27 protein-coding genes are annotated in these 25,474 nt (G+C 70.4%); 14 read left to right on the forward strand and 13 right to left on the reverse strand.

The features are described 5' to 3' along the window. Positions 1-11: 11 nt before the first annotated feature. The 4 genes from iolC to iolD are packed head-to-tail and all read left to right on the forward strand — an operon-like array spanning position 12 to position 4,510. Positions 12-959: a 5-dehydro-2-deoxygluconokinase gene (iolC, locus tag KIK09_RS47480; RefSeq protein ID WP_214326163.1), complete on the forward strand. Its 948-nt coding sequence runs from the start codon at positions 12-14 to the stop codon at positions 957-959. Further along, the gene (locus KIK09_RS47485) at positions 949-1,857 is read left to right on the forward strand and encodes a Cgl0159 family (beta/alpha)8-fold protein (protein WP_250574940.1); all 909 of its coding nucleotides are present in this window, start codon (positions 949-951) and stop codon (positions 1,855-1,857) included. The genes iolC and KIK09_RS47485 overlap by 11 nt, the downstream gene beginning before the upstream one ends. Beyond that, the gene (gene iolB / locus KIK09_RS47490) at positions 1,854-2,681 is read left to right on the forward strand and encodes a 5-deoxy-glucuronate isomerase (protein WP_214326164.1); all 828 of its coding nucleotides are present in this window, start codon (positions 1,854-1,856) and stop codon (positions 2,679-2,681) included. Before KIK09_RS47485 ends, iolB begins: the two co-directional genes overlap by 4 nt. Beyond that, positions 2,678-4,510: a 3D-(3,5/4)-trihydroxycyclohexane-1,2-dione acylhydrolase (decyclizing) gene (iolD, locus tag KIK09_RS47495; RefSeq protein WP_214326165.1), complete on the forward strand. Its 1,833-nt coding sequence runs from the start codon at positions 2,678-2,680 to the stop codon at positions 4,508-4,510. Before iolB ends, iolD begins: the two co-directional genes overlap by 4 nt. Positions 4,511-4,549: 39 nt before the next feature. On the opposite strand, the gene KIK09_RS47500 is transcribed toward iolD, so the two are convergent. Continuing rightward, positions 4,550-5,008, reverse strand: a complete 459-nt coding sequence (locus KIK09_RS47500) for a MarR family winged helix-turn-helix transcriptional regulator (RefSeq protein ID WP_214326166.1) — start codon at positions 5,006-5,008, stop codon at positions 4,550-4,552. Between the two features lie 89 nt (positions 5,009-5,097). Here KIK09_RS47500 and KIK09_RS47505 point away from each other — a divergent pair, with 89 nt between their 5' ends. The 3 genes from KIK09_RS47505 to KIK09_RS47515 are packed head-to-tail and all read left to right on the forward strand — an operon-like array spanning position 5,098 to position 7,472. Further along, the gene (locus KIK09_RS47505) at positions 5,098-6,441 is read left to right on the forward strand and encodes an MFS transporter (RefSeq protein ID WP_308164730.1); all 1,344 of its coding nucleotides are present in this window, start codon (positions 5,098-5,100) and stop codon (positions 6,439-6,441) included. Positions 6,442-6,460: 19 nt separating this feature from the next. Continuing rightward, entirely contained in the window at positions 6,461-7,273 is an 813-nt protein-coding gene (locus KIK09_RS47510) for an NAD(P)H-binding protein (RefSeq protein WP_214326168.1), read from the forward strand. Between the two features lie 4 nt (positions 7,274-7,277). Beyond that, on the forward strand, positions 7,278-7,472 hold the full coding sequence (locus tag KIK09_RS47515) for a hypothetical protein (RefSeq protein WP_214326169.1): 195 nt from the start codon (positions 7,278-7,280) through the stop codon (positions 7,470-7,472). 39 nt (positions 7,473-7,511) lie between these two features. Here the strand turns inward: KIK09_RS47515 and KIK09_RS47520 are convergent, their stop codons facing one another. After that, positions 7,512-9,056 carry an FAD-dependent monooxygenase gene (locus KIK09_RS47520; RefSeq protein WP_214326170.1) on the reverse strand — a complete coding sequence of 515 codons (1,545 nt, stop codon included), beginning with the start codon at positions 9,054-9,056 and terminating at the stop codon, positions 7,512-7,514. Between the two features lie 13 nt (positions 9,057-9,069). After that, positions 9,070-9,507, reverse strand: coding sequence for a hypothetical protein (locus KIK09_RS47525; protein ID WP_214326171.1), 438 nt, complete (start codon positions 9,505-9,507; stop codon positions 9,070-9,072). Positions 9,508-9,572: 65 nt separating this feature from the next. Here KIK09_RS47525 and KIK09_RS47530 point away from each other — a divergent pair, with 65 nt between their 5' ends. Both KIK09_RS47530 and KIK09_RS47535 read left to right on the forward strand, forming a co-directional pair. After that, on the forward strand, positions 9,573-10,157 hold the full coding sequence (locus KIK09_RS47530) for a PadR family transcriptional regulator (RefSeq protein ID WP_214326172.1): 585 nt from the start codon (positions 9,573-9,575) through the stop codon (positions 10,155-10,157). An 11-nt stretch (positions 10,158-10,168) separates the two neighbouring features. After that, positions 10,169-10,816 (forward strand): HAD family hydrolase, encoded by a 648-nt coding sequence (locus tag KIK09_RS47535; protein WP_214326173.1) that lies wholly within the window; start codon positions 10,169-10,171, stop codon positions 10,814-10,816. Here KIK09_RS47535 and KIK09_RS47540 read toward each other — a convergent pair. Beyond that, complete coding sequence (locus tag KIK09_RS47540; protein WP_214326174.1) at positions 10,813-11,367, reverse strand: DivIVA domain-containing protein; 555 nt, start codon at positions 11,365-11,367, stop codon at positions 10,813-10,815. The two genes, KIK09_RS47535 and KIK09_RS47540, sit on opposite strands and share 4 nt — an antisense overlap. Positions 11,368-11,460: 93 nt before the next feature. On the opposite strand from KIK09_RS47540, the gene KIK09_RS47545 reads away from it, so the two are divergent. After that, positions 11,461-12,162: an ATP-binding cassette domain-containing protein gene (locus KIK09_RS47545; protein WP_214326175.1), complete on the forward strand. Its 702-nt coding sequence runs from the start codon at positions 11,461-11,463 to the stop codon at positions 12,160-12,162. Beyond that, positions 12,159-12,833, forward strand: coding sequence for a hypothetical protein (locus KIK09_RS47550; protein WP_214326176.1), 675 nt, complete (start codon positions 12,159-12,161; stop codon positions 12,831-12,833). The genes KIK09_RS47545 and KIK09_RS47550 overlap by 4 nt, the downstream gene beginning before the upstream one ends. Before the next feature lie 178 nt (positions 12,834-13,011). On the opposite strand, the gene rlmN is transcribed toward KIK09_RS47550, so the two are convergent. Continuing rightward, on the reverse strand, positions 13,012-14,112 hold the full coding sequence (gene rlmN / locus KIK09_RS47555; RefSeq protein ID WP_214326177.1) for a dual-specificity RNA methyltransferase RlmN: 1,101 nt from the start codon (positions 14,110-14,112) through the stop codon (positions 13,012-13,014). 742 nt (positions 14,113-14,854) lie between these two features. Between rlmN and KIK09_RS47560 the strand changes: the two genes are divergently transcribed. Further along, entirely contained in the window at positions 14,855-15,880 is a 1,026-nt protein-coding gene (locus KIK09_RS47560) for a suppressor of fused domain protein (protein ID WP_250574942.1), read from the forward strand. Between the two features lie 185 nt (positions 15,881-16,065). On the opposite strand, the gene KIK09_RS47565 is transcribed toward KIK09_RS47560, so the two are convergent. From KIK09_RS47565 to KIK09_RS47590, 6 genes are all read right to left on the reverse strand, one after another. After that, positions 16,066-16,905 (reverse strand): phosphatidate cytidylyltransferase, encoded by an 840-nt coding sequence (locus tag KIK09_RS47565; protein WP_214326178.1) that lies wholly within the window; start codon positions 16,903-16,905, stop codon positions 16,066-16,068. 187 nt (positions 16,906-17,092) lie between these two features. Continuing rightward, a complete protein-coding gene (gene frr, locus KIK09_RS47570; protein ID WP_214326179.1) occupies positions 17,093-17,650 on the reverse strand; it encodes a ribosome recycling factor in 558 nt (185 codons plus the stop codon). Between the two features lie 10 nt (positions 17,651-17,660). Further along, a complete protein-coding gene (pyrH, locus tag KIK09_RS47575; RefSeq protein ID WP_214326180.1) occupies positions 17,661-18,359 on the reverse strand; it encodes a UMP kinase in 699 nt (232 codons plus the stop codon). 112 nt (positions 18,360-18,471) lie between these two features. Next, positions 18,472-19,305, reverse strand: coding sequence for a translation elongation factor Ts (gene tsf / locus KIK09_RS47580; RefSeq protein ID WP_214326181.1), 834 nt, complete (start codon positions 19,303-19,305; stop codon positions 18,472-18,474). Positions 19,306-19,575: 270 nt separating this feature from the next. After that, complete coding sequence (rpsB, locus tag KIK09_RS47585; protein WP_214326182.1) at positions 19,576-20,544, reverse strand: 30S ribosomal protein S2; 969 nt, start codon at positions 20,542-20,544, stop codon at positions 19,576-19,578. A gap of 894 nt (positions 20,545-21,438) precedes the next feature. Next, positions 21,439-22,050, reverse strand: coding sequence for a helix-turn-helix domain-containing protein (locus tag KIK09_RS47590; RefSeq protein ID WP_214326183.1), 612 nt, complete (start codon positions 22,048-22,050; stop codon positions 21,439-21,441). 68 nt (positions 22,051-22,118) lie between these two features. Here KIK09_RS47590 and KIK09_RS47595 point away from each other — a divergent pair, with 68 nt between their 5' ends. Both KIK09_RS47595 and KIK09_RS47600 read left to right on the forward strand, forming a co-directional pair. Continuing rightward, positions 22,119-23,381, forward strand: coding sequence for an MFS transporter (locus tag KIK09_RS47595; protein WP_214326184.1), 1,263 nt, complete (start codon positions 22,119-22,121; stop codon positions 23,379-23,381). A 139-nt stretch (positions 23,382-23,520) separates the two neighbouring features. Continuing rightward, positions 23,521-23,745: a hypothetical protein gene (locus tag KIK09_RS47600; protein WP_214326185.1), complete on the forward strand. Its 225-nt coding sequence runs from the start codon at positions 23,521-23,523 to the stop codon at positions 23,743-23,745. 239 nt (positions 23,746-23,984) lie between these two features. Here KIK09_RS47600 and KIK09_RS47605 read toward each other — a convergent pair whose 3' ends face one another. Together KIK09_RS47605 and KIK09_RS47610 are read right to left on the reverse strand one after the other, a co-directional pair. Beyond that, entirely contained in the window at positions 23,985-24,587 is a 603-nt protein-coding gene (locus KIK09_RS47605; RefSeq protein WP_214326186.1) for a dihydrofolate reductase family protein, read from the reverse strand. Between the two features lie 309 nt (positions 24,588-24,896). Next, positions 24,897-25,370 carry a GNAT family N-acetyltransferase gene (locus KIK09_RS47610; RefSeq protein ID WP_372455791.1) on the reverse strand — a complete coding sequence of 158 codons (474 nt, stop codon included), beginning with the start codon at positions 25,368-25,370 and terminating at the stop codon, positions 24,897-24,899. Positions 25,371-25,474 lie beyond the last annotated feature (104 nt).

The following is a 25,474-nucleotide window of genomic DNA, read 5'->3' on the forward strand; positions in this document are numbered from 1 at the left end:
CAGGAGGTGCGTTGTTCGACCTGATCACGATCGGCCGCTCCGGCGTCGACATCTACCCGTTGCAGACCGGCGTGGGCCTGCCCCGCGTCGAGACGTTCGGCAAATTCCTCGGTGGCAGCCCGACCAACGTGGCGGTCGCCGCGGCCCGGCACGGGCTGCGCTCCGCTGTGATCACCGCCACGGGAGCGGATCCCTTCGGTGAGTTCGTACGGCAGGCCCTGCGCGGATACGGCGTGGACGATCGCTACGTGGGCACCGTGCACGGCCCGCCCACGCCGGTCACGTTCTGCGAGATCTTCCCGCCCGACGACTTCCCGCTGTACTTCTACCGCGGCGAGCATCCACCGGACCTGCAGGTCAGCCCGGATAGCCTGGACCTGGAGTCCATCGCAGGGGCCGGGGTGTTCTGGTTCACCGGCACAGGGCTGAGCCAGGAGCCCAGCCTGGCGGCGCACCACGCCGCGCTGGAGGCCCGCACCTCCGGGTGGACGGTGTTCGACCTGGACTACCGCCCGATGCTGTGGGACTCCCCCGGCAGGGCGCCCGAGGTCTACCGCTCGGTGCTGCGGCACGCCGACGTGGCGGTGGGCAACCTGGAGGAGGTCGAGGTGGTCACCGGCACCCGCGACCCGGAGGCGGCCGCGCAGGCGCTGCTCGATGCCGGGATGAAGGTCGCGATCGTCAAGATGGGACCGCGCGGCGTGCTCGCGCGCAGCGCGGACGAGCGCGCGCTGGTCGAACCCGTCGAGGTCGAGGTCGTCAACGGCCTGGGCGCGGGCGACGCCTTCGGCGGCGCGGTCAGCCTGGGGCTGATGCGCGGCTGGCCGCTCGAGCGCACGGTGCGCTTCGCCAACGCCGCCGGCGCCTTTGTCGCCGGGCAGCTGGCCTGCTCGGATGCCATGCCCACCACCGACGAGGTGCTCACCCTCCTCAAGACCGCCGGAGCGGATGTTGACTGAGACCACGCTTCCCCGACCGGCCCGCTACGAGGACCTGACCCGGATCAGGGCCACCAACCCCGAGGCGATCGCCGAGGCCGCTGCCCGCCGCGAGCGGCGCGGCCTGCCCGGCGAGGGCGAGCGGCTGCTCATCATCGCCGCCGACCATCCGGCCCGCGGCGCGCTGGCGGTGCGTGACAGGCCGCTGGCCATGGCCAGCCGTGCCGACCTGCTGCACCGCCTGCAGGTGGCGCTGTCCAGGCCCGGCGTCGACGGCATCCTGGCCTCGCCCGACGTGCTGGAGGACCTGCTGCTGCTCGGCGCCCTGGAGGGCAGGCTGGCCTTCGGCTCGATGAACAGGGGCGGCCTGCAGGGCTCGGTCTTCGAGCTGGACGACCGCTTCACCGGCTTCGATGCGCCGTCGATCGACGCCATGCGCCTGGACGGCGGCAAGATGCTGTGCCGCATCGACCCGGCCGACCACGCCACGGTCGCCACGTTGGAGTCGTGCGCCCGCGCGGTCACCGACCTGGCCCGCCGGCGCCTGGTGGCGATGGTCGAGCCGTTCTGGTCGGGGCGCACGCAGACGGGATCGGTCCGCAACGACCTGTCGCCCGACGCCGTGATCCGCGCGATCAGCATCGCCCAGGCGCTCGGCGTGACCTCCGCCTACACCTGGCTCAAGATCCCGGCGGTGGCCGAGATGGAGCGCGTCATGGCGGCCACCACGCTGCCGGCGCTGCTGCTCGGCGGCGACCCGCCCGACATCGACGCGGCCTACGCCGAGTGGGGCCGCGCACTGCAACTGCCCGGCGTGCGGGGCCTGGTGGTCGGCAGGGCCCTGCTCTACCCACCGGACGACGACGTCGCCACCGCCGTGGACGCCGCCGCCGCCCTGGTCCGTGAGGTGAGTCCATGACCTACATCCCGTACGGCAAGGCTGCCCGCGACCCGTGGTCGGTCGAGATCACCCCTTCCGCGGCGGGCTGGACCTACTCCGGCCTGCGCGTGATCGACCTGGGCGAGCCGGTGGAGTTCGACACCGGCGAGGAGGAGATGCTGGTCCTGCCCCTGGCGGGTTCCTGCACGGTCTCCCACGGCCAGGGAACCTTCGAGCTGAAGGGCCGCGAATCCGTCTTCTCCGGCCCCTCCGACTTCGCCTACCTCCCGATCGGCACGCACGTGCGGCTGTCGGGCGAGGGCAGGATCGCCCTGCCCAGCGCCCGGGCCACCCGCGCGCTCGAGCCCAGGTACGTGCCCGCCTCCGACGTCGCCGTGGAGATCAGGGGCGCGGGGCAGTCGAGCAGGCAGGTGAACAACTTCTGCTCGCCCGAGGTCTTCGACTGCGACAAGCTCATGGCCGTGGAGGTCCTCACCCCTGGCGGCAACTGGTCGTCCTACCCGCCGCACAAGCACGACACGCCGAACCCGGGCGAGGCCGTGCTCGAGGAGATCTACTACTTCGAGGGCGGGCCCGGCTACCAGCGCGTCTACACCTCCGAACGCGGCCACATCGACACGCTGGCCGAGGTGCGCCCCGGCGACGTGGTGCTGGTCCCCTACGGCTACCACGGCCCGTCGATGGCCGCTCCCGGCTACGACCTGTACTACCTCAACGTCCTGGCGGGCCCGGCCGGGGAGCGGTCGATGGCCTTCTGCGACGACCCCGCCCACGCCTGGATCCGCGGCTCCTGGGCCGGCCAGGCGATCGACCCTCGACTGCCCTTCGGGAGGAACCCATGACGCGACTGACCGTCGCCCAGGCGGTGGTGCGTTTCCTGGCCGGCCAGTGGACCGAGCGGGACGGGGTCGAGCATCGCCTGTTCGGCGGCGTGTTCGGCATCTTCGGGCACGGCAACGTGGCGGGGCTCGGGCAGGCGCTGGCCACCTCGCCGCAGGACGGCCTGCCGTACCGGCTGGCCCGCAACGAGCAGGCGATGGTGCACGCGGCGGCGGGCTACGCGCGGGCGAGCAACCGGCTGTCCACGCTGGCCTGCACCTCCTCGGTTGGGCCAGGCGCGACCAACATGGTCACGGGGGCGGCGGGCGCGACGATCAACCGGCTGCCCGTGCTGCTGCTACCCGGTGACGTGTTCGCCACCCGGGTGGCCAACCCGGTGCTGCAGGAGCTGGAGGATCCGCGTTCCCTCGACATCTCGGTCAACGACGCCTTCAAGCCGGTCTCCCGGTTCTGGGACCGGGTCAACCGGCCCGAGCAGCTGCCGGCGGCGCTGCTGGGGGCGATGCGGGTGCTGACCGACCCGGCCGAGACGGGCGCGGTGACGCTGGCGCTGCCGCAGGACGTGCAGGCCGAGGCGTGGGACTGGCCCGAGGAGCTGTTCGCCAGGCGCGTCTGGCACGTGCCGCGGCCCAGGCCTGAGCGGGCCGCGCTGGAGCGGGCCGCCGAACTCATCAGGACTGCCAGGCGGCCGATCATCGTCGCGGGCGGCGGGGTCATCTACAGCGAGGCGACCGAGCAGCTGCGCGCCTTCGCCGAGACCTACGGCATCCCTGTGGCCGAGACGCAGGCGGGCAAGGGCAGCCTGCCGTACGGGCACGAGCTGGCGGTGGGGGCAGTCGGCGCGACCGGGACGACGGCGGCCAACGCGCTCGCCCGCGAGGCCGACCTGATCATCGGCGTCGGCACCCGTTACAGCGACTTCACCACGGCCTCGCGCTCGATCTTCGGGGCCGACGCCGCAGTCGTGAACCTCAACATCACCGCCTTCGACGCGGCCAAGCTGTCGGGCATGCAGCTGGTGGCCGACGCCCGCGAGGGCCTGGTGGACCTCACCGAGGCCTGCCGCGGCTGGGCCTCCGAGGACGGCTACCGGGCCCGCGCCGCCGGGCTGAACCGCGCGTGGGACGCGGCGGTCGACGCGGCCTTCGCGCTGGACGGCACGCCGCTGCCGCAGCCGGCGGTGATCGGCGCGGTCAACGCCGCGGCCGGCGAGGACGGCGTGGTGGTGTGCGCGGCCGGGTCGATGCCCGGCGACCTGCACAAGCTCTGGCGGCCCAGCGGCCCTGGCAGCTACCACGTCGAGTACGGCTACTCCTGCATGGGCTACGAGATCGCCGGCGGGCTCGGCGTGAAGCTGGCCGCGCCCAAGCGCGAGGTCTTCGTCATGGTGGGCGATGGCTCCTACCTGATGATGGCCCAGGAGCTGGTCACGGCCGTGGCCGAGGGCATCAAGCTGATCGTGGTGCTGGTCGACAACTTCGGCTTCGCCTCGATCGGGCGCCTGTCGGAGAGCGTCGGCGCCGAGCGCCTGGGCACCTCCTACGCCCTGCGCGGCACCGGCCGCTACGACGGCGGGCCGCTGCCCGTCGACCTGGCGGCCAACGCGGCCAGCCTGGGCGCCACGGTCGTGCGCCCCGACTCGCTCGAGGACCTGCGCAAGGCCCTGGCGGCGGCCAGGGCGGCCGAGGAGACCACGGTCATCTACGTCAGGACCGACCCGCTGCTCGACGCGCCCTCCTCCGAGGCGTGGTGGGACGTGCCGGTGGCCGAGACCTCCCCGCTGCACGCCGCCTACACCGAGGCCAAGCGCTCCCAGCACCCGCACCTGTAAGCAGGCCGTCGCGCCCGCCCCTCGGGGGTGGGCGCGACTCTATTTCCGCAGCCGTTCCGCCTGCGCGACGCCCACCTCTCGCGCGCGCCGCAGGTAGTCGGCGATCACGTCGAGCTCGGCGTCGGAGTACCGGTTCAGCACCTCGCCATAGGCGGTGCCCGGGATCCGCCACGCCTCGCCGATCCTGGCCCGCGCCTCGGGCACCAGCCCGATGAGCGCCTTGCGCCGGTCGTGCGGATCGGCGTGCCGTACCACCAGACCGGCCTTCTCCAGGCGGTCGACCAGCCTGGAGGCCGAGCCGGGCGTCAGGCCCGTCAGCTTGGCGATCTCTCCCGTGGGCATCGGCTCCTCCTGCGAGTCGAGCAGCGACACGCACTGCAGATCGGTTGGATGCAGGCCGAGATGCTCCGCCAGGGCCTGGTTGAACAGCACATACGCCGCGTAGTGGCGCTGGCTCTCCGCGATGATCCGCGCCAGCTTGTCGTTCCTGTTTGACATGGCGCCTCCTGATCGTCCATATTTATGTGCGTCACACAACATATTCTTCACACAATATGTGTGTCGCGATTATAGCTCAGGAGACTCCCGTGTTACTCGCGCAACCTCGCGCCCGCCCGTACGCCGTGCTCGCGGTCGTGCTCTCCGCGTCGGTGATCGACCTGCTCGACTCCACGATCACCAACATCGCCGCCCCCACCATCGCCGCCGACCTCGGCGGCGGCGAGACCCTCATCCAGTGGCTCGGCGCCGCCTACTCCCTCGCGCTCGGCGTGCTGCTCGTGGTGGGCGGCCGCCTTGGCGACAAGTACGGCAGGCGCCGCCTCTTCCTGACCGGCCTGACCGGCTTCACCGTGGCCTCGATCGCGTGCGGGCTGGCCCTCACGCCGGCCATGCTCATCGTGTCCCGCCTGGTCCAAGGGGCGTTCGGCGCCCTGCTCGTCCCGCAGGGCTTCGGCATTGTCACCGCGGTCTTCCCGCGCGAACAGCGTGCCAGGGCCTTCAGCGCCTTCGCCCCCGTGCTCGGCCTGTCCGCCGTCAGCGGTCCCATCCTGGCCGGGTTCCTGATCCAGGCCGACCTGCTGGGCACCGGCTGGCGCGCCATGTTCCTGATCAACCTCGTGCTCGGCGGCGGCGCCCTGATCGCCGCCCGCCTCCTGCTCCCCCGCGACGCGGGCGACCGCTCGGTCACCCTCGACGGCCCCGGCGCCACGCTGCTCGCGCTCGCCATGCTGGGCCTGCTCTACGGCCTGATCGACGGCACCGGCCACGGCTGGTCCGCGCCGCCGCTCGGCTCGCTGGCCGCCGGGCTGGTCTGCTTCGCCCTCTTCTGCCGGCGCCAGGTCACCGCGCCCGCCCCGCTCATCGTGCCCTCGCTGCTGCGCAACCGCGGCTTCACCTGGGGCCTCGTGCTGAGCGTCGTCTTCTTCGCCGCGGTCTCCGGGCTGCTGTACGTGCTGTCGCTGTTCATGCAGAACGGCCTCGGGTACGGCCCGCTGCGAGCCGCGCTCGGCCTGGCTCCCGTGGCGGCCGGGATCGTCGTCTCCTCGATCGTCTGCCGGAAGCTCGTCGCCTCCCTCGGACGTGTCCTGATCCTCGCCGGGCTGCTCATCACGCTCGCGGGCGTGGGCTGGTTGCTCTTGCTCGGCCCCACGCCGCCCGCGTGGCTGCTCGCCCTCCCTGTGCTGACCATCGGCCTGGGCATGGGCACCTGCTTCGCCGCCGTCTACGACGTCACCATCGGCGACGTCGACCAGCACGAGACCGGCAGCGCCAGTGGAGCCCTCACCGCGGTCCAACAACTGGCCAACGCCATCGGCGCCGCCGCCGTCATCACCGTCTTCTTCGGCTCCGTGACCGCCGCCCTGCTGCTCGTCACGGCCGCCATCCTCATCTGCTGCGGGCTGGTCTGGCTCCTGCCCCGCCGTCACTGAACCCTTCTGGAGGCTTTCCATGATTCTCGTCACCGGCTCCCGTGGCGCCGTCGCCACGCACCTGATCTCCCTGCTGCGCGAGCGCGGCCTGCCGTTCCGCGCCGCCTCGAGCGCCGCCGACGCCGAGGTCACCCTGAACCTGTCGGATCCCGCCACGTTCGCGCCCGCGCTGGAAGGCGTGACCTCCGTCTTCCTCTACGCCAACGACGGTCAACCGGCCACCTTCGCCAAGGAAGCGGTCGCGGCGGGCGTCCGCGATGTCGTGCTGCTGTCCTCGGCCTCGGTCCTCGCCCCTGACGCCGACAGCAAGCCGCTGGCCAGGTCCCACCTGGAGGTCGAGCGGGCGCTGTTCGACTCGCCGCTCCAGGTGACCTCGCTGCGCCCCGGCGCGTTCGCGAGCAACGCGCTCGGCTGGGCGTGGGCGCTGCGCTCCGGGCGGCCGATCAGCCTGCCGTACCCGAACGCGCACAACGACGCCATCCACGAGGCCGACATCGCCGAGGCCGCGCTGGCCGTGCTCACCGAGCCGGACAAGGCAGGAGGCCCCTACACGCTGACCGGTCCCGAGTCGCTCAGCTTCGTCGATCAGGTGGAGATCCTCGCCGCGGCCACCGGGCGCGCCATCCCCATCGAGACCGTCACCCGCGAGCAGTGGAAGGCCGCGATGGGCGACTACATGCGCCCCGAGTACGCCGACGCGCTCCTGGACTGGTGGCAGTCCTGCGACGGCCGCCCCGCCACCCTGACCTCCGACGTGGAGACGCTCACCGGCCGGACTCCCCGCACGTTCGCCACCTGGGCACGCGATCACGCCGAGGCCTTCGCATCATGAGGCCATGACGATCTCCATCGAGCCCGGCGATCTCCCCCAGGTCACCCGCGTATTGAAGGAGAGCTGGGGCGGCACCACCGTGGTGGCGCTCGGGCGGGGCGAGACGGTCGACGCCGCCGCACTGCCCGGCTTCGTCGCGCTCGACGGCATCCCGATCCGGCGCGAGCTGGAGCTCGAACTCCCGCTTTCCCCCGGATAAGAAGAAACCCCCGCCTGCCGTGTGCGGGGGTTTCTGTCTTCAGCCCAGGACGGTGCCGAGCGCGGCGGCCAGGTCGCCGCGGGGATCGGGGCTCGCGCCCTCGGCGCGCCAGGCCACGTACCCGTCAGGGCGGACCAGCACCGCGCCGTCCCCGTCCAGCCGGTAGCGGCCGGGCCAGGCGCCCTCGACGTCCAGCACGTCCTGCCCCACCTGGTAGCCCCGCACCCCGGCCGCCCGGGCCGCCTCGACCCAGGCCGGTGAGGCCGACAGCAGCACGAAGGCGTCGTGGAACAGGTCGTGGACGCCGATCCTGGCGCCGTCGTGGTCGAGCCAGACGTGCGGCGCCCGGGTGCCGGGGCGGGCGTCCTGCTGGACGGTCTCGCCGAACACTCCCTCATGATCGGCACCCACCATGGCCGTGGAACGGTAGCGCTGGCCCAGGATGCACATGATCGGGTCAACCGGGTCGTCCTCAGGGTTCGGGCCGAAGCGGGCCTGCTGGCTGCGCACGGTCAGGTCGGCCAGCTCGAGCGCGACCGGGCGGCGCTCGGCCTCATAGGTGTCGAGCAGCCGGTCGGAGGCGCCGCCGTTGATCACGGCGGCCAGCTTCCACGCCAGGTTGTGCGCGTCCTGCACGCCCGAGTTGGCGCCCATCGCCTGCGCCGCCGGCCACACGTGCGCGGCGTCGCCGACCAGGAACACGCGCCCGTCGCGGTAGCGCTCGGCCACGCCCACGGCCTCCACCCACGCGGCCTTGCCCACGATCTCGACGGGCAGGTCGCGCCCGATCATCTGCCTGGCGATGTCCGCGAGGCGCTCGTCGGTGTAGTCGTCGGGCGACTCCTCGGCCGGGTCGTAGGTGACCCCGACGCCCCAGTGGTCAGGCAGCGCGTGCGAGGCGAACGCCCCGTTGGCCGTGGCGCCAGGGCCGCCGATGATCCAGAACAGCGCCTTCTTCTCGATGATGCCGGACAGGTCGGCGCGGAAGGTGAACGACACGAAGTTCCGCAGGACGCCCAGGCCGGGACGGTCGATGCCGAGCTGCTCCCTGATCCTGCCACGGAAGCCGTCGGCCGCGATCACGTAGCCGGCCCTGATCGTGCGCCGCTCGCCGGTGGCGCGGTCCTCGGTCACCACGGTCACGCCGTCGGCGTCCGGTTCGACCGACAGGCACTGGGTGTTGAAGCGCAGGTCGGCGCCCGCCTTGCGGGCGGTCTCGGCCAGGATCGGCTCGACCGTGCTCTGGTCGGCCAGGCCGAACACGCCCGCCGTCAGCTCGGGCAGGGCCCTGGACGACTCGTCGTCGCCGCCCCAGAGCCACTGCCACTCGCCGTCGAGCGTGACGCAGCGGGCCACGCCCGACTCGTCCTCGAACGGCCGGCCGGCCTCCTTGACCGCCTGCTCCAGGCCGAGCGGGCGGTAGATCTCCAGCGTGCGCTGGTTGATGCCGCGGGCCCGGCCCAGGATCGAGATGCCGTAGTGGCGGTCGACCATGACGCAGGGCACTCCGTGGTGCGAGAGGAACAGCGCCGAGGCCAGACCGGCGTAGCCGCCGCCGACGATCAGTACGGGAGTGGTCTCCATCGGGGCTTCCTCTCTAGCGGGTGGGGTCGTCGACGGTGGGGTAGGTGCCGTTCCTGCGCGCCTGGCGGGCGTCGTCCAGGTACTCCCTGGTGAGCATCGCGGAGACGATCGCGACGCCGCCGCGGTGCACGCGGATCTCGCTCCCGGCCGCCGTGCCGCTCAGCCGGATGCGGCGCTCGCCCTGGGCCGGGGCCTGCCAGTCCTTGACCTTGCCCCGGCCGGTCCAGCGCAGGTCCCACTGGTCGATCGTGGCGTCCTCGGGGACGAGCAGCTTGACCATCGAGTGGTCGAGCTCGAGCCGCAGGTCGAGGTCGGAGGGCAGGGCGGGGGAACGCAGGTCGATCACGGTCTGGCCGTGACGGGAGCGGATCTCGAAGGAGCCCGCGGTGGTCCAGTTGCCCAGACGCTTGATGACGGTGTGGTCGGTGTGGATGCGCTCAGTCGTGTTCATGGCTCGATAGTTGCACTGAAACTAGTCTCTCGTCAACTAGTAGCTCTGGGGCTAGTATCAGCTGCATGAACAGTTCACCCTTGGCCCTCACGGTCCTGGCGATGCTCAACTACGAGCCCCAGCACCCGTACGGCATCCAGCGGCGCATCAAGCAGTGGGGAAAGGACATGGTCGTCAACGTGGGCCAGCGGGCCTCGCTCTACCGGGTGATCGACCGGATGCAGGCCGACGGGCTCGTCACGGTCCGCGAGACCGGGCGCGACCAGCTCTACCCAGAGCGGACGGTCTACGAGATCACCGAGGCGGGGCGCGAGCGGGTGTACGAGTGGCTGACGGAGATGCTGGCCGTACCCAAGCAGGAGTTCCCGCAGTTCCCCGCGGCGCTGTCGAACATGATGCTGCTCACTCCCGAGGAGACGATCGGGGTGCTGGAGCGGCGTGAGCAGGCGATCAGCCGGTCGCTGGCCGAGCTGGAGTCGGGCCTGGCCGAGGCGGAGAACGTGCCGAGGGTCGCCGTGCTGGAGAGCGAGTACCTGCGCGCGATGGCCAGGACCGAGGCGCAGTGGCTGCGCGCGGTCATCGACGACATCAGGCGGGGGCGGCTGAGCTGGTCGCTGGAGGAACTGGAAGCGGTGGCCGGTCCTGATTAATCATGGCAAGTATGCGATGGGTTACCTTTGACTGCTTCGGCACTCTCGTCGACTGGCGGCACGGCATCTCCACCAGCGCCGACCTGCTGGCGCCCGGGCAGGGACCACGGCTGGTCGCCGCCTACATCCGGCATGAGCAACAGGTGCAGGCAGAATCTCCCACGATGCGCTACCGGGACGTGCTGGCCGAGACGCTGCGCCGGGCGTGCGCCGACGAGGGCGTGCCGCTCTCGCGCGACGACGCCGGGATCCTGGGCGTCACGCTGCCGTTCTGGCCGGTCTTCCCCGACGTCGCCACCGAGCTGACGACGCTGCGGGAGGCCGGATGGAACCTGGGGCTGCTCACCAACTGCGACCTGGACCTGATCGGCGAGACGCGGCGGCGGCTGCCCGTACCGTTCGAGGCTGTGGTGACCTCCGAGGACGCCGGCGCCTACAAGCCGGCCGACAACCACTTCGACCGCTTCGACGCCGCGTTCCAGCCGGAGCAGTGGGTGCACGTGGCGCAGGGCTACGTGCACGACATGGTGCCCGCGCACCGGCTGGGGATCGCCCGGGTGTGGATCAACCGTCAGGACGAGCGGCCCGCGGACCCGTCGATCCTGCAGCAGGTGCTGCCCGACCTGAAGGGCCTCCTGGCGGCCGTCGAGCGGGCCTAACCGCCCTCGCGCTGCTCCAGCACGTCGGCGATCCCGGCCAGGAAGGCGTCCACGTCGGCGATCAGGTAGCCGGGGCGCAGCAGCACGGTGGAGAACTTGGCCGCGCGGACTTCCTTGGCCGTCACCGGGTAGGCGGTGGTGCCGCGCAGCGTGGCCACGATCCGGTCCAGGAACGCGTCGATCTCGTCCTCGTTGTAGCCGGTGCCCATCCGGCCGGGCCTGAACGCCACCCGCTCCACGCGGGCCGCCTGCGTCTCGAACCACTCCTCGCGCAGCAGGTCCCCGGTGGGCTCGGCCATGGCCAGCCGTAACGGGCTCTTGGCCATCGTCTCCAGCGCCACCACGAACGCCTCGAGCGCGAAGTCGACTGCGGTCTCGTGGTAGCCGCCGCGCCTGCCGCGGAAGGTGGCCCTGCGCACCTCGTCGGCGGTGACCGGCTCGACGTCGCGCTTGCCCCGGCCCAGGGTCGCCTCGATGCGCGCGACCAGAGCGTCGACCTCGGCCGGGTCGTAACCGGAGCGCATACCCATGACGCGCGGAAAGCGGTTCAAGCCTGCGCTCCAATCTCAACGTGTGCCGAGGGTATCCCTATTGTGGGGCTCTTTATCCTGACAATGCGAGTCGCCCGATACGGTTGCAGCCCTATGCGTCTTTCGAAGGTCTCCTTCCGGTATCGAAGGCGTTCCCCCTCCGTGCTCAGCGACGTGGACCTCGCGCTCGAGCCGGGCGACGTGATCGAGGTGACCGGGGGCAACGGGGCGGGCAAATCCACCCTGCTGCGCCTGCTAGGCGGGCTGACCAGGCCGACGACCGGCACGATCACCGGCCGTCCCGCCGTGGTGGGGTTCGCGCCCGACAGGTTCCCCGCCGAGCAGCCCTTCACCGTGTCGGGCTATCTGCGGCACATGTCCCGCGTGCGCGGCGGCGCCCGCTGGGAGCCGTGGGCGGAACGGCTGGGCATGACCGAACTGCTCGGGCTCCGGCTGGGCGAACTGTCCAAGGGCAGCGCGCACAAGGTCGGCCTGACCCAGGCGCTGATGGCCTCCCCCGGGCTGCTGGTGCTCGACGAGCCGTTCGCCGGGCTCGACGCCGACACCCGGTCGAACCTTCCCGGGCTCATCACCGAACTCTCCGCCGACGGCACCATCGTCATCGCCAGCGACCACCAGGGCGGGCTGCGCGACCTGTCCTCCGTGCGGCACCTCACGGTCGTGAGCGGCCACGTCAAGGAGTCCTCGCTCGCGACCCGGTCCACGATCGAGGTGGACGTGCCGTCCGTCGAGGTCGCCGGGTTCCTGGCGCGGATGCGTGCCGAGGGCTACCAGGCCAGGGAGGTGGGACGGTGATCGCGCTCACCGTCTTCCGCGTGGCGGCCTACGTCCGCTCGCACCGCGTCTACCAGGCCCTGCTGCCGATCCTGGTGATGCTGGCCATCGTCTACGCCAGCCGGGCTCCCGCCGGCTCCGAAGCCGCGGCGCTGACCGACTCGGCCGTGCTCGTCATCCCGTTCCTGGCCTGGTCGTCGCGCGGGCTCCTGGACACCGAGCCCGACCAGCAGCGCGCCATCTCGGCCACCGGCGTCGGCGGGCCCGGCAAGGAGATTCTCGCCGGTCTGCTCGCCGCCGCCTGCGTCTCGACCGTTTTCGCCGCGCTCGCCCTGGGCTGGGGTGTGCTGCTCGGAGTCGCGGTCTCGCCCTCCTCCGCCGTCCTGACGGCCGCGATCGTCCTGCATGCGCTCGCGGTGCTGGCCGGGGTCACGCTCGGCGCCCTCACCAGCCGGGCGATCCTGCGCTCTCCCGCGGTCTCGATCATGGCGCTGCTGATCGGGTTCCTCGTCATGCTGGTGGTCAGCTCCAGCCCCGCCTACTGGCTGACGGTCCCGATCACCCGCTGGATGAAGTCCGCCGGCCTCGGCCACCTCCCCGCCGACCTGCCGCTGCTCGCCGGGATCTCCCTGGGGTGGTGCGCGCTGGGCCTGGCCGTCTACTGCACTTTGCGCCACACCCGCGGCGCCTGACCCTCGTACGGCGGGCCGCCTCTACGTGGCACGGGCAGCCGGGGTCCGTGGTGCCTGGCTGACGAGGTGTCGTAGCGGCGAGAAGCGCGGGGCACTCATCCGTGGCGACCCGTGCCGGGCCTCAGGGGACGTCGGCGCGGGGCGGTTGCGGTGGCCTGCCGTACAACAGCAGCGAGAGCTATTCGGCGGCGGCGAGCTGGCCGCAGGCGCCGTCGATCTCACGGCCGCGGGTGTCGCGGACCGTCACGGGGACGCCGTGGAACTCCAGGCGGCGGACGAAGGCGCGCTCGTCCTCAGGCCGGGAGGCCGTCCACTTCGAGCCGGGCGTCGGGTTGAGCGGGATCAGGTTGACGTGCACCAGCTTGTTGCGCACGAGCTTGCCGAGCAGGTCGGCCCGCCACTCCTGGTCGTTGATGTCCTTGATCAGGGCGTACTCGATGGAGACCCGGCGCTTGGTCTTGGCCGCGTACGCCCAGGCGGCGTCCAGGACCTCGGCGACCTTCCAGCGGGTGTTGATCGGCACGAGCGTGTCGCGCAGCTCGTCGTCGGGCGCGTGCAGCGACAGAGCGAGCGTGACGGGCATGCCCTCGTCGGCGAGCTTGCCGATCGCGGGCACCAGCCCGACCGTCGAGACGGTGACGCCGCGGGCGGAGATGCCCAGGCCGTCCGGAGCGGGCTCCACCATGCGGCGGACGGCCTCCACGACCTGCTTGTAGTTGGCCAGCGGCTCGCCCATGCCCATGAACACGACGTTGCTCACCCGGCCGGGACCGCCGGGGATCTGGCCCTGCGCGAGCGCGCGGGCACCGGCGACCACCTGCTCGACGATCTCGGCGGTCGACATGTTGCGGGTCAGGCCCGCCTGGCCGGTGGCGCAGAAGGGGCAGTTCATGCCGCATCCGGCCTGGGACGACACGCACATCGTGACCCGGTCGGGGTAGCGCATCAGCACCGACTCGACCAGCGCGCCGTCGAACAGCCGCCACAGGGTCTTGCGGGTGGTGCCGGCGTCGGTCGTCATCTCCCTGACAGGCGTCAGCAGCGTCGGCAGCAGCGCGCCCAGCCTCTCCCTGGCGGCGGCCGGCAGGTCCGTCATCGCCTCGAGGTCGCTGGTCAGGTGGGAGAAGTAGTGGCGGGACAGCTGGTCGGCACGGAACGGCTTCTCACCCAGCTCGGCCACCGCGGCCCTGCGGGCGGCCATGTTCAGGTCCGCCAGGTGCCGCGCGGGCTTGGCCCGGCGGGGCGCGACGAAGGTGAGCTGGCCTGGAGGCTGGGACACGTGGCTTGCCTTTTCTCGACTGTTTCCGACCAGCGTAGTGAACGTTCCCCACCCCCCGCGCATTCCTCCACCCCTCCACCCGTACGGCCAGCCAACCACCCACCACCGCGAAGCCCACCCCGACCCCCACCAAACCCCGCACCCACAAATCGCCCCCAGACCGCACGCCCACTACTTCCTCGCCCCTGCGGCACCCACGACCGATCCGCGCCCGCCTCCTGCTCGCGGGGCAATCCCAGCAAGCGCGTCCGCCTCTATGCGCGACGCACCGCATCCCGCGCTTGCGACACACATGACCGCCCCGCACCCCGACCCACGACGCGACCCCAGGAAACGCGTCAACCTCCACGCGCCCGCACGTCCCCGGCCTGCGCCACACACGATCGATCCGCACCGCTCCCCGGCTCGGCGAGGTAATCCCAGAGAGCGCATCCACCTCCATCCGCGACTCAGCACGGCCCACGCTCGACCACCCGCACCCCCGCCACCGACCTACGACGCGACCGAGGAAACGCGTCCACCTCTATGCGCGACGCACCACAGCCCACGCTCGCGGCACACATGGCCGCCCCGCACCCCCGAACCCACGACGCGACCCCAGGAAACGCGTCCACCGCCACGCGCGAGTCACTACATCCCGCCCCTGCGGTGCAGGTCGGGTGGGGGGTAAGGGATGTGGGGGAACTCCTGGTGGCGAGATGCCTCGCATGGGAGATATTTCGCGATCTAAAGTCGTACTCGTATGGCGATGTTTCGGTCGGCGTCTGGCGAGGGGCAGGCCGAGGTCGTCCTCACTGCCGGCAACCCGTACGGCAGCCGGACCCTGGTGGTCGAGCGGGACGAGGACTCCTCGGTCGCTTACCTGTGCTCATCCGACGGCCAGGTGCACGGCGCGGTCTGGCTGGCCAACCACTGCCCCGCCCCCTCGGTCGTGGACCTGGCACGGATCAACGCGGGCCTGCCACCGCTGATGCCCCGCCCCAACACGCTCCACCCCGAGGGCCGCCGCCCGCTCGGGCAGCTGACCGCGCTCTGGTTCGAGGAGGGCGACGGCGTCGCGCTCTACGAGGACAGCAGCCTGCTCGCGGTGATCCCCGGATGGGCGGACATGAGCCGCGGCATGCCCGGCTACGCCCGCGACGCGGTGGGCGAGTCGCCTTTCGCCTGGGCGCTCTCGGAGGCGCTCGAAGGCCTGGAGCCCCGGATCGCCAACGCCCGCTCGTACTGGCGCTGGCGGCACAGCGAGGGATCGTGGCCGTCGTTCCAGGAGTTCGTCATGGGACACCTGGACCGCGCGCTCGGCCCCGCGGGCCGCTACTGGGACGCGGGCGGCGAGCGCCTCCCCACCGTCGGGATCACCGAGCGCCCGCCGTACGCGGACAGGGAGTACACGGTCCTGTCGACCGTGGGCATGAGCTGCCAGCGCATGCCCACCGTCGAGCAGTGGATCGACCAGCCCGGCGCCTACGCCAGAATCGAGCTGGCCGTGGCCACCCGCGAAGACCCCCGCGACGCCGCGCTCCTGCTCGTGTGGCTGGGCCAGTACCCCTGGCACTCGGTCACCTGGCTCGGCCACGGCCACACGGCCCGCTGGTACCACGAACCGTCGACCTTCCCCCTGGGCCCGCAATACTCAGGCGTCCTGATGACCGCCGACCCCCCAGACATGCCCGACATGTCCGGCTTCGTCTTCGGTGGCGAGGCTGTCCGCTGGCTCTGGCTCCACCCCATCACCCCCGAAACCCTCAACACACCCCCAACCCCCTAACAGGGACTGTCCGATCTCCGGCCGAAAGAGACCCGCCGCAGATCTGCAGCCTCGTGCCGAGGAGGGCGGGCCCGCCGTACGGGGGACGTCAAGATCGCCGCACTGAGGAAGACGGGCCCCGCCGTACAGGGGCGTCAGGATCGTCGTGCTGGGGAGGATGGGCGGGCCGTACGGCGGGCGTTGGGTTAGAAGAAGATGGTCATCAGGAGCCAGACCGGCACGAGGGTGGTGACCAGGGAGTCGAGGCGGTCCATCAGGCCGCCGTGGCCGGGGAGGATCGTGCCCATGTCCTTGATGCCCAGGTCCCGCTTGATCATGGACTCGATGAGGTCGCCGACAGTCGCCAGGAGCGCCGCCAGCGCCCCGATCAGCGCGCCCTGCCAGATCGCCCCGTGCATGAGCCAGACCACCAGCCAGGCCCCGACCGCAGTGCACGCGATGATCGACCCGGCCAAACCCTCCCAGGTCTTCTTCGGGCTGATCGCCGTCAGCTTGTGCCGCCCGAACAGCACGCCCGCGATGTAACCGCCGATGTCGCTCGCCACGGTCACCGCGATGAAGATCAGCACCCGGTTGTCGCCGTCGGCGGGCCGCAGCAGCAGCGCCGCGAACCCGGCCAGCATCGGCGGGTAGATCAGCGTGAACACCGACGCCGTGGAGTCACGCACGTACCCTTCGGTGCCCGAGCTGAACATCCGCCAGATCAGCAGCACGAACACGAACGCGACGAAAGCGCCGAGCAGCCACACCGGCCCGCCCCAGTAGGCGCCCGCCAACATCGCCACCATGCCGCCGAGCACCGGCACCGGCGGCACCTTGATGTCCCTGGTGCCCAGCGCCTGGGTCATCTCCACCACGCCGACGCCGACGGCCGCGGCCACGACCAGGAGGAACAGCTCCTTGATCGTGTACAGCGAGGCGATGACCGCCGCACCCAGGACCACCCCGACCGCGATCGCCGCGGGCAGGTTCCTTCCGGTACGGCTGCCGCCGCTCGGGCTGGTGCCAGCCGTACGCTCTTCCACTCGTTCTCCCAAACCCGGTCAACCGCTCGGCGTCACACCGCTTCCCGCACGAACCAGCTGGTCCACGCCCACAGTGCGGCGTAACGGCGCCAAGCCCCGCATCGCCGGAGGAGCGTCTCCCTGGACAGAGCCCAGCCGAAGTGCGGTGACTGGGCCCTCCCCGGCTTGCCGTACGGAAAGTGCAGGCTCACACCTCGAGGAGCTCGGCCTCTTTGTGCTTGAGGAGCTCGTCGATCTTGGCGACGTGCTTGTGGGTGATGTCGTCGAGCTCCTTCTCGGCGCGGCGGACCTCGTCCTCGCCGGCCTCGCCATCCTTGATCATCTTGTCCAGAGTCTCCTTGGCCGTGCGGCGGATGTTGCGCACGGAGACCCTGGCATGCTCGCCCTTGTTCCTGGCGACCTTGATGTACTCCCTGCGGCGCTCCTCCGACAGCTCGGGGAACGACACGCGGATCACCGCGCCGTCGTTGCCGGGGTTGACGCCCAGGTCGGAGTCTCGGATCGCCTTCTCGATCGCGGCCATCGAGCCCTTGTCGTAGGGCTGGATGATGACCATGCGGGCCTCAGGCACGTGGAACGAGGCCAGCTGCTGGATCGGGGTCGGCGAACCGTAGTACTCGGCGTTGATCTTGTTGAACATCGAGGGGGTCACCCTGCCCGTCCGGATGCCCGCGAAGTCCTCCTTCGCGACCGAGACGGCCTTGTCCATCTTTTCCTCTGCTTCGAGGAGAGTTTCGTCGATCACAGCGGCTCCCTTACTTCCCTGCCGGACTCACCAGCGTGCCGATCTTCTCACCGCGGACAGCGCGCAGGATGTTCCCGTCGCCCATCAGGTCGAACACGACGATGGGCAGGTCGTTCTCCCTGCACAGGCTGATCGCGGTCTGGTCCATGACCGCGAGGTCGCGCACCAGGACCTCCGCGTAGTCGAGGTGGTCGAACCGGACGGCATCGGGATTCTTGCGCGGATCGGAGTCGTAGACGCCGTCCACCTGGGTGCCCTTGAGCAGGGCCTCCGCGCCGATCTCGAGCGCGCGCTGCGCGGCGCAGGTGTCGGTGGAGAAGTACGGCGTGCCGAGCCCGGCGCCGAAGATGACCACGCGCCCCTTCTCCAGATGCCTGATCGCCCTGCGGGGCAGGAAGGGCTCGGCGACCTGCTGCATGGTGATCGCGGTCTGGACCCGCGTCTCGATGCCGCGCTTCTCCAGGAAGTCCTGCAGCGCCAGGCAGTTGATGACCGTGCCGAGCATGCCCATGTAGTCGGCTCTGCCGCGATCCATGCCGCCCTTGGACAGGGCGGCGCCGCGGAACATGTTGCCACCGCCGACCACGACCGCGACCTGCACGCCCTCACGGACGGCCTCGGCGATCGAGTCGGCCAGATGGCCCACGACGACCGGGTCGATACCCAGCGGCTCGCTGCCGGCGAAGGCTTCGCCTGACAGCTTCAGCATGACCCTTTTATACGAATACGAAGAAGCCGCCGACGTGGCTGGCTCCTGGTTCTCCTGCACGGCGGCGGCCTCCTTCGTTAGGCGGTTGGTTGGGCTCCAAGCTTGCTCAAGCCTAAGCCTGGCCGACCTTGAATCGAACGAAGGCGAGGACCTCGACACCGTTCTCCTCGGCGTACTTGCCCACGCTCTTCTTGTTGTCCTTCACGAAGGCCTGCTGGAGCAGCGTGAAGTCCTTGTACCAGCCGTTGACGCGGCCCTCGACGATCTTGCCGATGGCGGCCTCGGGCTTGCCCTCCTCGCGGGTCATCTCCTCGAAGAGCTTGCGCTCCTTCTCGACGACGTCGGCGGGGACGGACTCGGCCTTGAGGTACTGCGGGGCCATCGCGGCGGCGTGCTGCGCGATGTCCTTCGCGATCTCGGCGTTCGGCTTGTCGAGCTGGACCAGCACGCCGACGGCTGGCGGCAGCGCCGGGTCGGTCTTGTGCATGTAGGCGCCGATGTAGCCGCCCTCGAGCACCGCGAAGCGGCGGATCTCGATCTTCTCGCCCAGCGCGGCGTTGGCCTCGTCCAGGTGCTCCTTGACGGTCTTGCCGTCGAACTCGGAGGCGAGCAGCGTGTCCACGTCGGCCGGCTTGGTGGCCAGGATGTGGTTGACGACGCCGGCGGCCAGCTCCTGGAAGCGCTCGCCCTTGGCCACGAAGTCGGTCTCGCAGTTGAGCTCGAGCAGCGCGGCGGCGGAGTCGCCGTCCTGCTTGAGCGCGACCAGGCCGTTGGACGCGGTGCGCTGCTCGCGCTTGCCGACGTCCTTGGCGCCCTTCAGACGCAGCAGCTCGATGGCGCGGTCGAAGTCGCCCTCGGACTCCTCGAGCGCCTTCTTGCAGTCCATCATGCCGGCAGCGGTGATCTCGCGAAGCCGCTTGACGTCGGCCATGTTCACGGAAGCCATTGCTCTTTTTCCTCGTGGGATTTCGTCGTGGATCGGATGGGCGCCCGGCCCATCCTGTCGTTCGTGAGGCGGCCTTCGTCCATCGTCCGGCTGCCTGTGTCGTTCGTACGGCTCGCTCGCTCGTTCGCGCGGCTCGTTCGTGTACGGCTCGCGCCGCGCGAGCCGTACACGTGGCTCTTCCCCGGAGCCTCGGGGGCATCACCAGCGGCGGGGACCGCCACCGAACCCTCGGTGGCGGTCACCGCTCGTGCTGACGCCGAGGAGATGGCCTCAGGCCTGCTCCGTCTCGCCCTCGGCGTCCGCCTGGACCTCGACGTCCGCCTGGACCTCGACGTCCGCCTGGACCTCGGCCTGGGCGGCGTCGGCCTCGGCCGCCACCTCGGCGGTGTCCTCGGCCACGGCCTCGGCCGCGACGTCGGCGTCCTCGACCGCGCGCTCAGCCTGCGGCTCAGCGGCCTGCGGCTCACCGGCCTGCTCGATCAGCTCGCGCTCCCACTCGGCCAGCGGCTCGGCGGCGGCGGGCTTCTCGTCACCGCGGGCGGCGCCGGAGCGCGCCATCAGACCGGCGGCCACACCGTCGGCGACCACGCGGGTCAGCAGGCCGACGGCGCGGATGGCGTCGTCGTTGCCCGGGATCGGGTAGTCGACCTCGTCGGGGTCGCAGTTGGTGTCGAGGATCGCGACGACCGGGATGCCAAGCTTCTTGGCCTCGGAGATCGCGATGTGCTCCTTCTTGGTGTCGACGACCCACACCGCGCTGGGCACGCGGCCCATGTCACGGATACCGCCGAGCGTGCGCTCGAGCTTGTCCTTCTCGCGGCGGCGCATGAGGAGCTCCTTCTTGGTGAGCCCCGACCCGGCGACGTTGTCGAAGTCGAGCTCCTCGAGCTCCTTCAGACGCTGAAGCCTCTTGTGCACGGTGGAGAAGTTGGTGAGCATGCCACCCAGCCAGCGCTGGTTCACGTACGGCATGCCGACGCGAGCCGCCTGCTCGGCGATCGCCTCCTGCGCCTGCTTCTTCGTGCCGATGAACAGGATCGTGCCGCCGTGGGCGACGGTCTCCTTGACGAAGTCGAAGGCGCGGTCGATGTAGGACAGCGACTTCTGCAGGTCGATGATGTAGATGCCGTTGCGCTCGGTCATGATGAAGCGCTTCATCTTCGGGTTCCAGCGGCGGGTCTGGTGGCCGAAGTGAACGCCGCTCTCGAGCAGCTGTCGCATGGTGACGACGGGGGCCATGTGATGGTCCTCCAGGTCTGGCGCCCTGCGGGAAGGGCGCGGTTCTCGGTTGTGCCGCGGCAACCATGGGGCTGCCGCCCTGATGCCCCGAAACCGCGCCAACCGGGCACGAGCCCGGACCGAAGGAGCGGTTCGCGATGGGGCATGCGAAGTCGGCCCGCGTACACAGGCCATCGGAAAGTCTACCTCCCACACCACCCCAACCAGACCGCAGAACGCCTCCCAACCAGCCCACTCCCCCTCCCGACCTCCCGCCCACCCCACAGCCGGCTCACCCACCCCACCGTCCCACCACCAGCCCGGCCACTCCCTCCGTGACCTCACGCCACCCGTCCACGCTTCACTCACCAACCGCCCACCGCTCCCCTACGGCGACTTCACTCCTCCGCCCCAACCAGCTCCACACCACGCCCGATCGCCCCACCCACACACCTGCCACGACCACGCCCGGCCAGCCGCCGTCCGGGCCACACCGCTATCTCCCACCAGCCGTCCAGACCGCACCCGTCCCAGCCATCGCACACTCTCCGCATCGCCCACACATTCCACGCCCGCACATTCCACGCCCGCACTTCACAACGCCGCGCTCTGAGCAGCCAGCGCGCCGACACCCACCCGCCCGACACCTTCAAGGCCTCACCCTCGCTCCCACCGAAGCCCCGAACTGCGACTTCCCGCCCCCGCCCCATCGCAAGTCACCCGCTCCAGCGAGACGCTCACCCCACCGCACGCTCGCGCACCCTCACACCGCAGGCCCGCGCCGCACGCTCCCGCACCCTCACACCGCAAGCCCGCGCACCCCGGCACAGCAGACTCGCGTACCCCACCCCGCTCACATACCTCACGCCGCAGGCTTACGTAGGCTCGATCTTGCGCTCGACGTGGACGGCGGTGTCAGCGAGCGTCGTGGTCCTCGGTTGGCAACCCGGGGACCGGGCGGGCAGCCCGGGGGAAGATGTTGAACTGGGCCTCGACGATCCGAGCCCCCTCCGGCACCCGCCCACGACGCCGGTTCCTGGCCACGTACGGCTCGAGCAGCCGATCGATCTCCCTGGCAAGCAGCTTGGCCTCGGAGGCATCGAGCAGCAGCGTCGAGGTGCTGAACATGGTCGCGTCCCGCCACTCCTCCGGCTCGCGATCGAGGTTGGCCAGCGCCCGCTCGGCCGCCTCCCCCGCCTGCTTGCGGAACTCCCTGATCAGCATGTCCTTGGCCGCCCTGACCTCGGGCTGGTCGTCGGGCCGCGTGCCGACGCTGAACGACGACCGTACGGACCGCCAAGCCCGCTCCCGCCCGTCGCCCGTGCCGGGAGCGTCCTCGACGAAGCCGTACTTGGCCAGCATCCGCAGGTGGTAGCTGGCCGCACTGGGCGAGATGCCGGCGTTCTCCGCCACCTCGGTCGCCGTTGCAGACCCGGCCGCGCCGAGCTGGTTGAGAATCGCCAGCCGCGCCGGGTGCGCGAGCGCCCGCATCGCCTTGGGGTCGCTGAGCGGCTCCCGTTCCTCCATGGGCCAAAGGTACCCGGATCAGATCTGAAGTATTGCCTTCACAACTCTGAAGGATTACTTTCACAGTTATGAAGCAAACCCTTCAGACTCAGCCGCTCCGCAAGCAGCGCGACTACCGGCTCCTCTGGTCCGCCAGGACGATCTCGATCACCGGGTCGGAGGTCTCCAAGCTCGCGGTCCCGCTCACCGCGGTGTCCCTGCTTGCCGCCTCCCCCGGGCAGATGGGCGTGCTGACGGCCGCCGCGTCACTACCGGCGCTGCTGCTGAGCCTCCAGGCGGGGGCGCTCGCCGACCGGCTGCGGCGGCACCGCCCGCTCATGGTGGCTTGCGAGCTGGTCTCCTGTGTGGCGGCCGTCAGCGTCCCTGTGGCCTGGCTGCTCGGCATCCTCTCCGTGACGTGGTTGATCGTGGTGGCGTTGGTGATCGGTTCGGCGGCGGTGATCTTCAGGGCGGCGAACTTCCAGCACCTGGCCTCGGTCGTCCCCGAGGATCTCCGCACGGAGGCCACGGCCGGCTTCCAGGCGTCCTACTCGGTCGCCTCCGTGGCGGGTCCCGGGCTGGCCGGGGTACTGGTCCAGATCCTTTCCGCGCCGCTTGCCGTACTCGTTGAAGGCCTGTCCTTTCTGACCTCGGCGTTCATGCTCCGGTCGATGCGCACTCCCGAGCGGCACACGCCCGCCCAATCCCGTGGCATGTGGCACGACGTTGTGGAGGGCCTGCGCGCAAGCGTCACGCACAGGTCCATCCGGGCGCTGCTAGGCGCCGGGGTCACGATCAACTTCTTCGCCACGGCGTACATGGCGGTGCACATGCTCTACGTGGTCAAGACGCTCGGCATCCCCAAGGGGCTACTCGGCATGCTCATCGCGCTCAGCGGCCTCGGCGGACTGCTCGGCGCGTGGATCACCGCCCGCGTGGCCAAGCGGGTCGGCGAGAACCGGATCCTGCTCGTCACCGTTCTGTTCTTCCCCATCGACATCGTCGCCGTGGGCCTGCTCAGCGGCCCGCTCTGGTGGAAGCTCGCCGTACTCTCCATCACCGGCACGATCACCGGCGGCATCGTGGTCGCCTTCGCCACCTGCCTGGGTTCCGTCACCCTGCGCGACGCGCCCGCCGAGCTCCGCGGCCGCATCAACGCCACTCAGACCTTCGCCATCCAGGGCATCATGTCGCTCGGCAGCCTCACGGGCGGCTTCCTCGCCGAACTCATCGGCCTCCGCCCCGTCATCCTCGTCACCGCCGCAGGCATCGCCCTCAGCACCATCTGGATCTGGACCTCCCCCCTACGCCACCCCCACCCCACCAAAACCCTCACCCCTCAACCCGCCTGAGCGGTGTTTCAAAGCTCAGGTTGACGGTCGGTGCACCGCTGGTCGACTCGCAACGACGCCTCCAGCACACCCACAGTTCACCCGGCCCTGGCCCGCATCCGGGTTGGCGGGTGGTCGACCACGCCCCCGTCCCAACCGCATGCCGTCCAACAAGACGTACGGCTCCCGCCCCAACCCAGCACCATCCCGATCAAAGATCGACCAGACGGACAACCAGCTCAAGCAGGGATCACCCACCTTCGACCCCGAGATCTGCCAGCAGGGCCACGCGGTGAAGTACGGCATCAGCCGGATGAAACACCACCGACACGCGACGACCAGCGAGCGCCACCGCGACACGACCACCCGGCACACATCACTGTGAAGCAGCCATCCAGCACCCGCATCGCGATCCAACCGCTCAGCACACGCCACCCCGGCCCGACCACCCGTAACCCGCATCGCGGCCCGACCACCCAGCACACGCCACCCCGGCCCGACCACCCGCTACCCGCATCGCAGTCCGACCACCCAGCACACGCCATCGCAGTGCGGCCACGCGGCACGGCAAACTAGCCGTGCCGTTACCTGGCCGCACGCCACATCGTGGCAATCGATGAATGGCTATGACCCGACCCCTGGAGCGCGATCTGCGGCCTTCGCGACCCGCAACCGTAGGTGCGTCACAGTCCCGGTGACGGGCTTTCCCTCTGGGATCAGCTCGGCCTGCTCCCCGTCGAACAGCGGTGTTCCCGCCCCCAGAAGAACCGGAACGAGGTGGATGCGTATCTCGTCGAGCAGACCTGCCCTGAGCAGTTGCCGGGCGACATCGGCGCCCAGCACCAGAACGTCCTTGTGCCCCGCGGCCTGCTTGGCACGCTGGAGCGCGGCCTGCAGCCCGTCGAAGGCAAAGATCCCGCCGTTGTCGCCGAGGAGGTCCTCCCTGGTCCGATGAGTGACCACGAAGCTGGGCACCCCAGGCCACGGCGTGCCACCCCAAGGCCCGACACCGAGATCGAACGTGTGCCTCCCGATCACCGTGGCTCCAACGGCCGCGTCCACTTCCCGGCGCACACCGACATCGATCTCCCCGTCGGCCCCGTTCCCAGCCATCCATGTGTGCAGACGTTCGCCGCCGTCCCCCATCGGCTCTGAGTCCCGCACGTTCGGTCCGGCCGTGAACCCGTCCAGGGACACCGACACGTCCAGCACGACCCTGCCGCCCATCGCCAACCTCCTACGCGCCCCGGCACCGCCCTCCGGCGCCGTCACGAGGTAGTCGGAGCCACCCCCACCGTCTCGACACCATCACAGCAGTGCCTCCCCAAGATGCGGGGTTAGCCGTACTGAGGCGGACACATCACAGACAGCCGTACTGAACTGCCCTTACAGCGGCCGCACCACCGGGCTACCCTCACGCCACCGCACTGCCGGACTGCCCTCGCTGCCGCCCATAAGCCGGTCGCACCAGATCGGACTCATGCACCAGCCACACCGAGGCGATCAGGCAATAACCGCCATGTCGGTCAGCCGCGGTCAGGCCAGCTCGTCCGCCAGCAGATCCATCAGCAGCCCGTCATGAAACACCTCGGTGGCCGGATCGCGCTCGTATGCCCGCATGATGCCGACCCGCCGGAACCCCACCGCTTCGTACGCCTTGATGGCCACCACATTGTGGGCAGCCGGATCGATGGTGATCCGGTGATGCCCTCGCTCATCGATGAGCCAGCGCGCCAGCGTCCGGATCGCCTCCTGCCCGTATCCCTGCCCGTGCCACTTGGGGTCAACAAAGATGTCGATCCCCGCACGGCGATACATCGGGTCTTCTTCCTCATCGAACTGGATGGCCCCGATCACCATCCCATCGACCGTGATGGCCAGCATGTCCTCGAACTCGTCGACCGGCCCCCACCATCTGGTCACCTCGGGCGTGCCCGCGATCTCGCTGAGCCGCGGCTCGTCTTCATCAGTAGCGTCGCGCAGCACCACCCGTGGACCTCGCAGCACCATCATGGCCCCTCCCAACACCACCGAACGCCATCGCCGCCCTAGTTATCCACAGGCTGGCCTCAAGCCCCCGAGTTATCAACAGAATTACGCTCGCCCAGCCCTCA

Source organism: Nonomuraea sediminis, from assembly GCF_018531495.1.
GTDB classification, from domain to species: Bacteria; Actinomycetota; Actinomycetes; order Streptosporangiales; family Streptosporangiaceae; genus Nonomuraea; species Nonomuraea sediminis.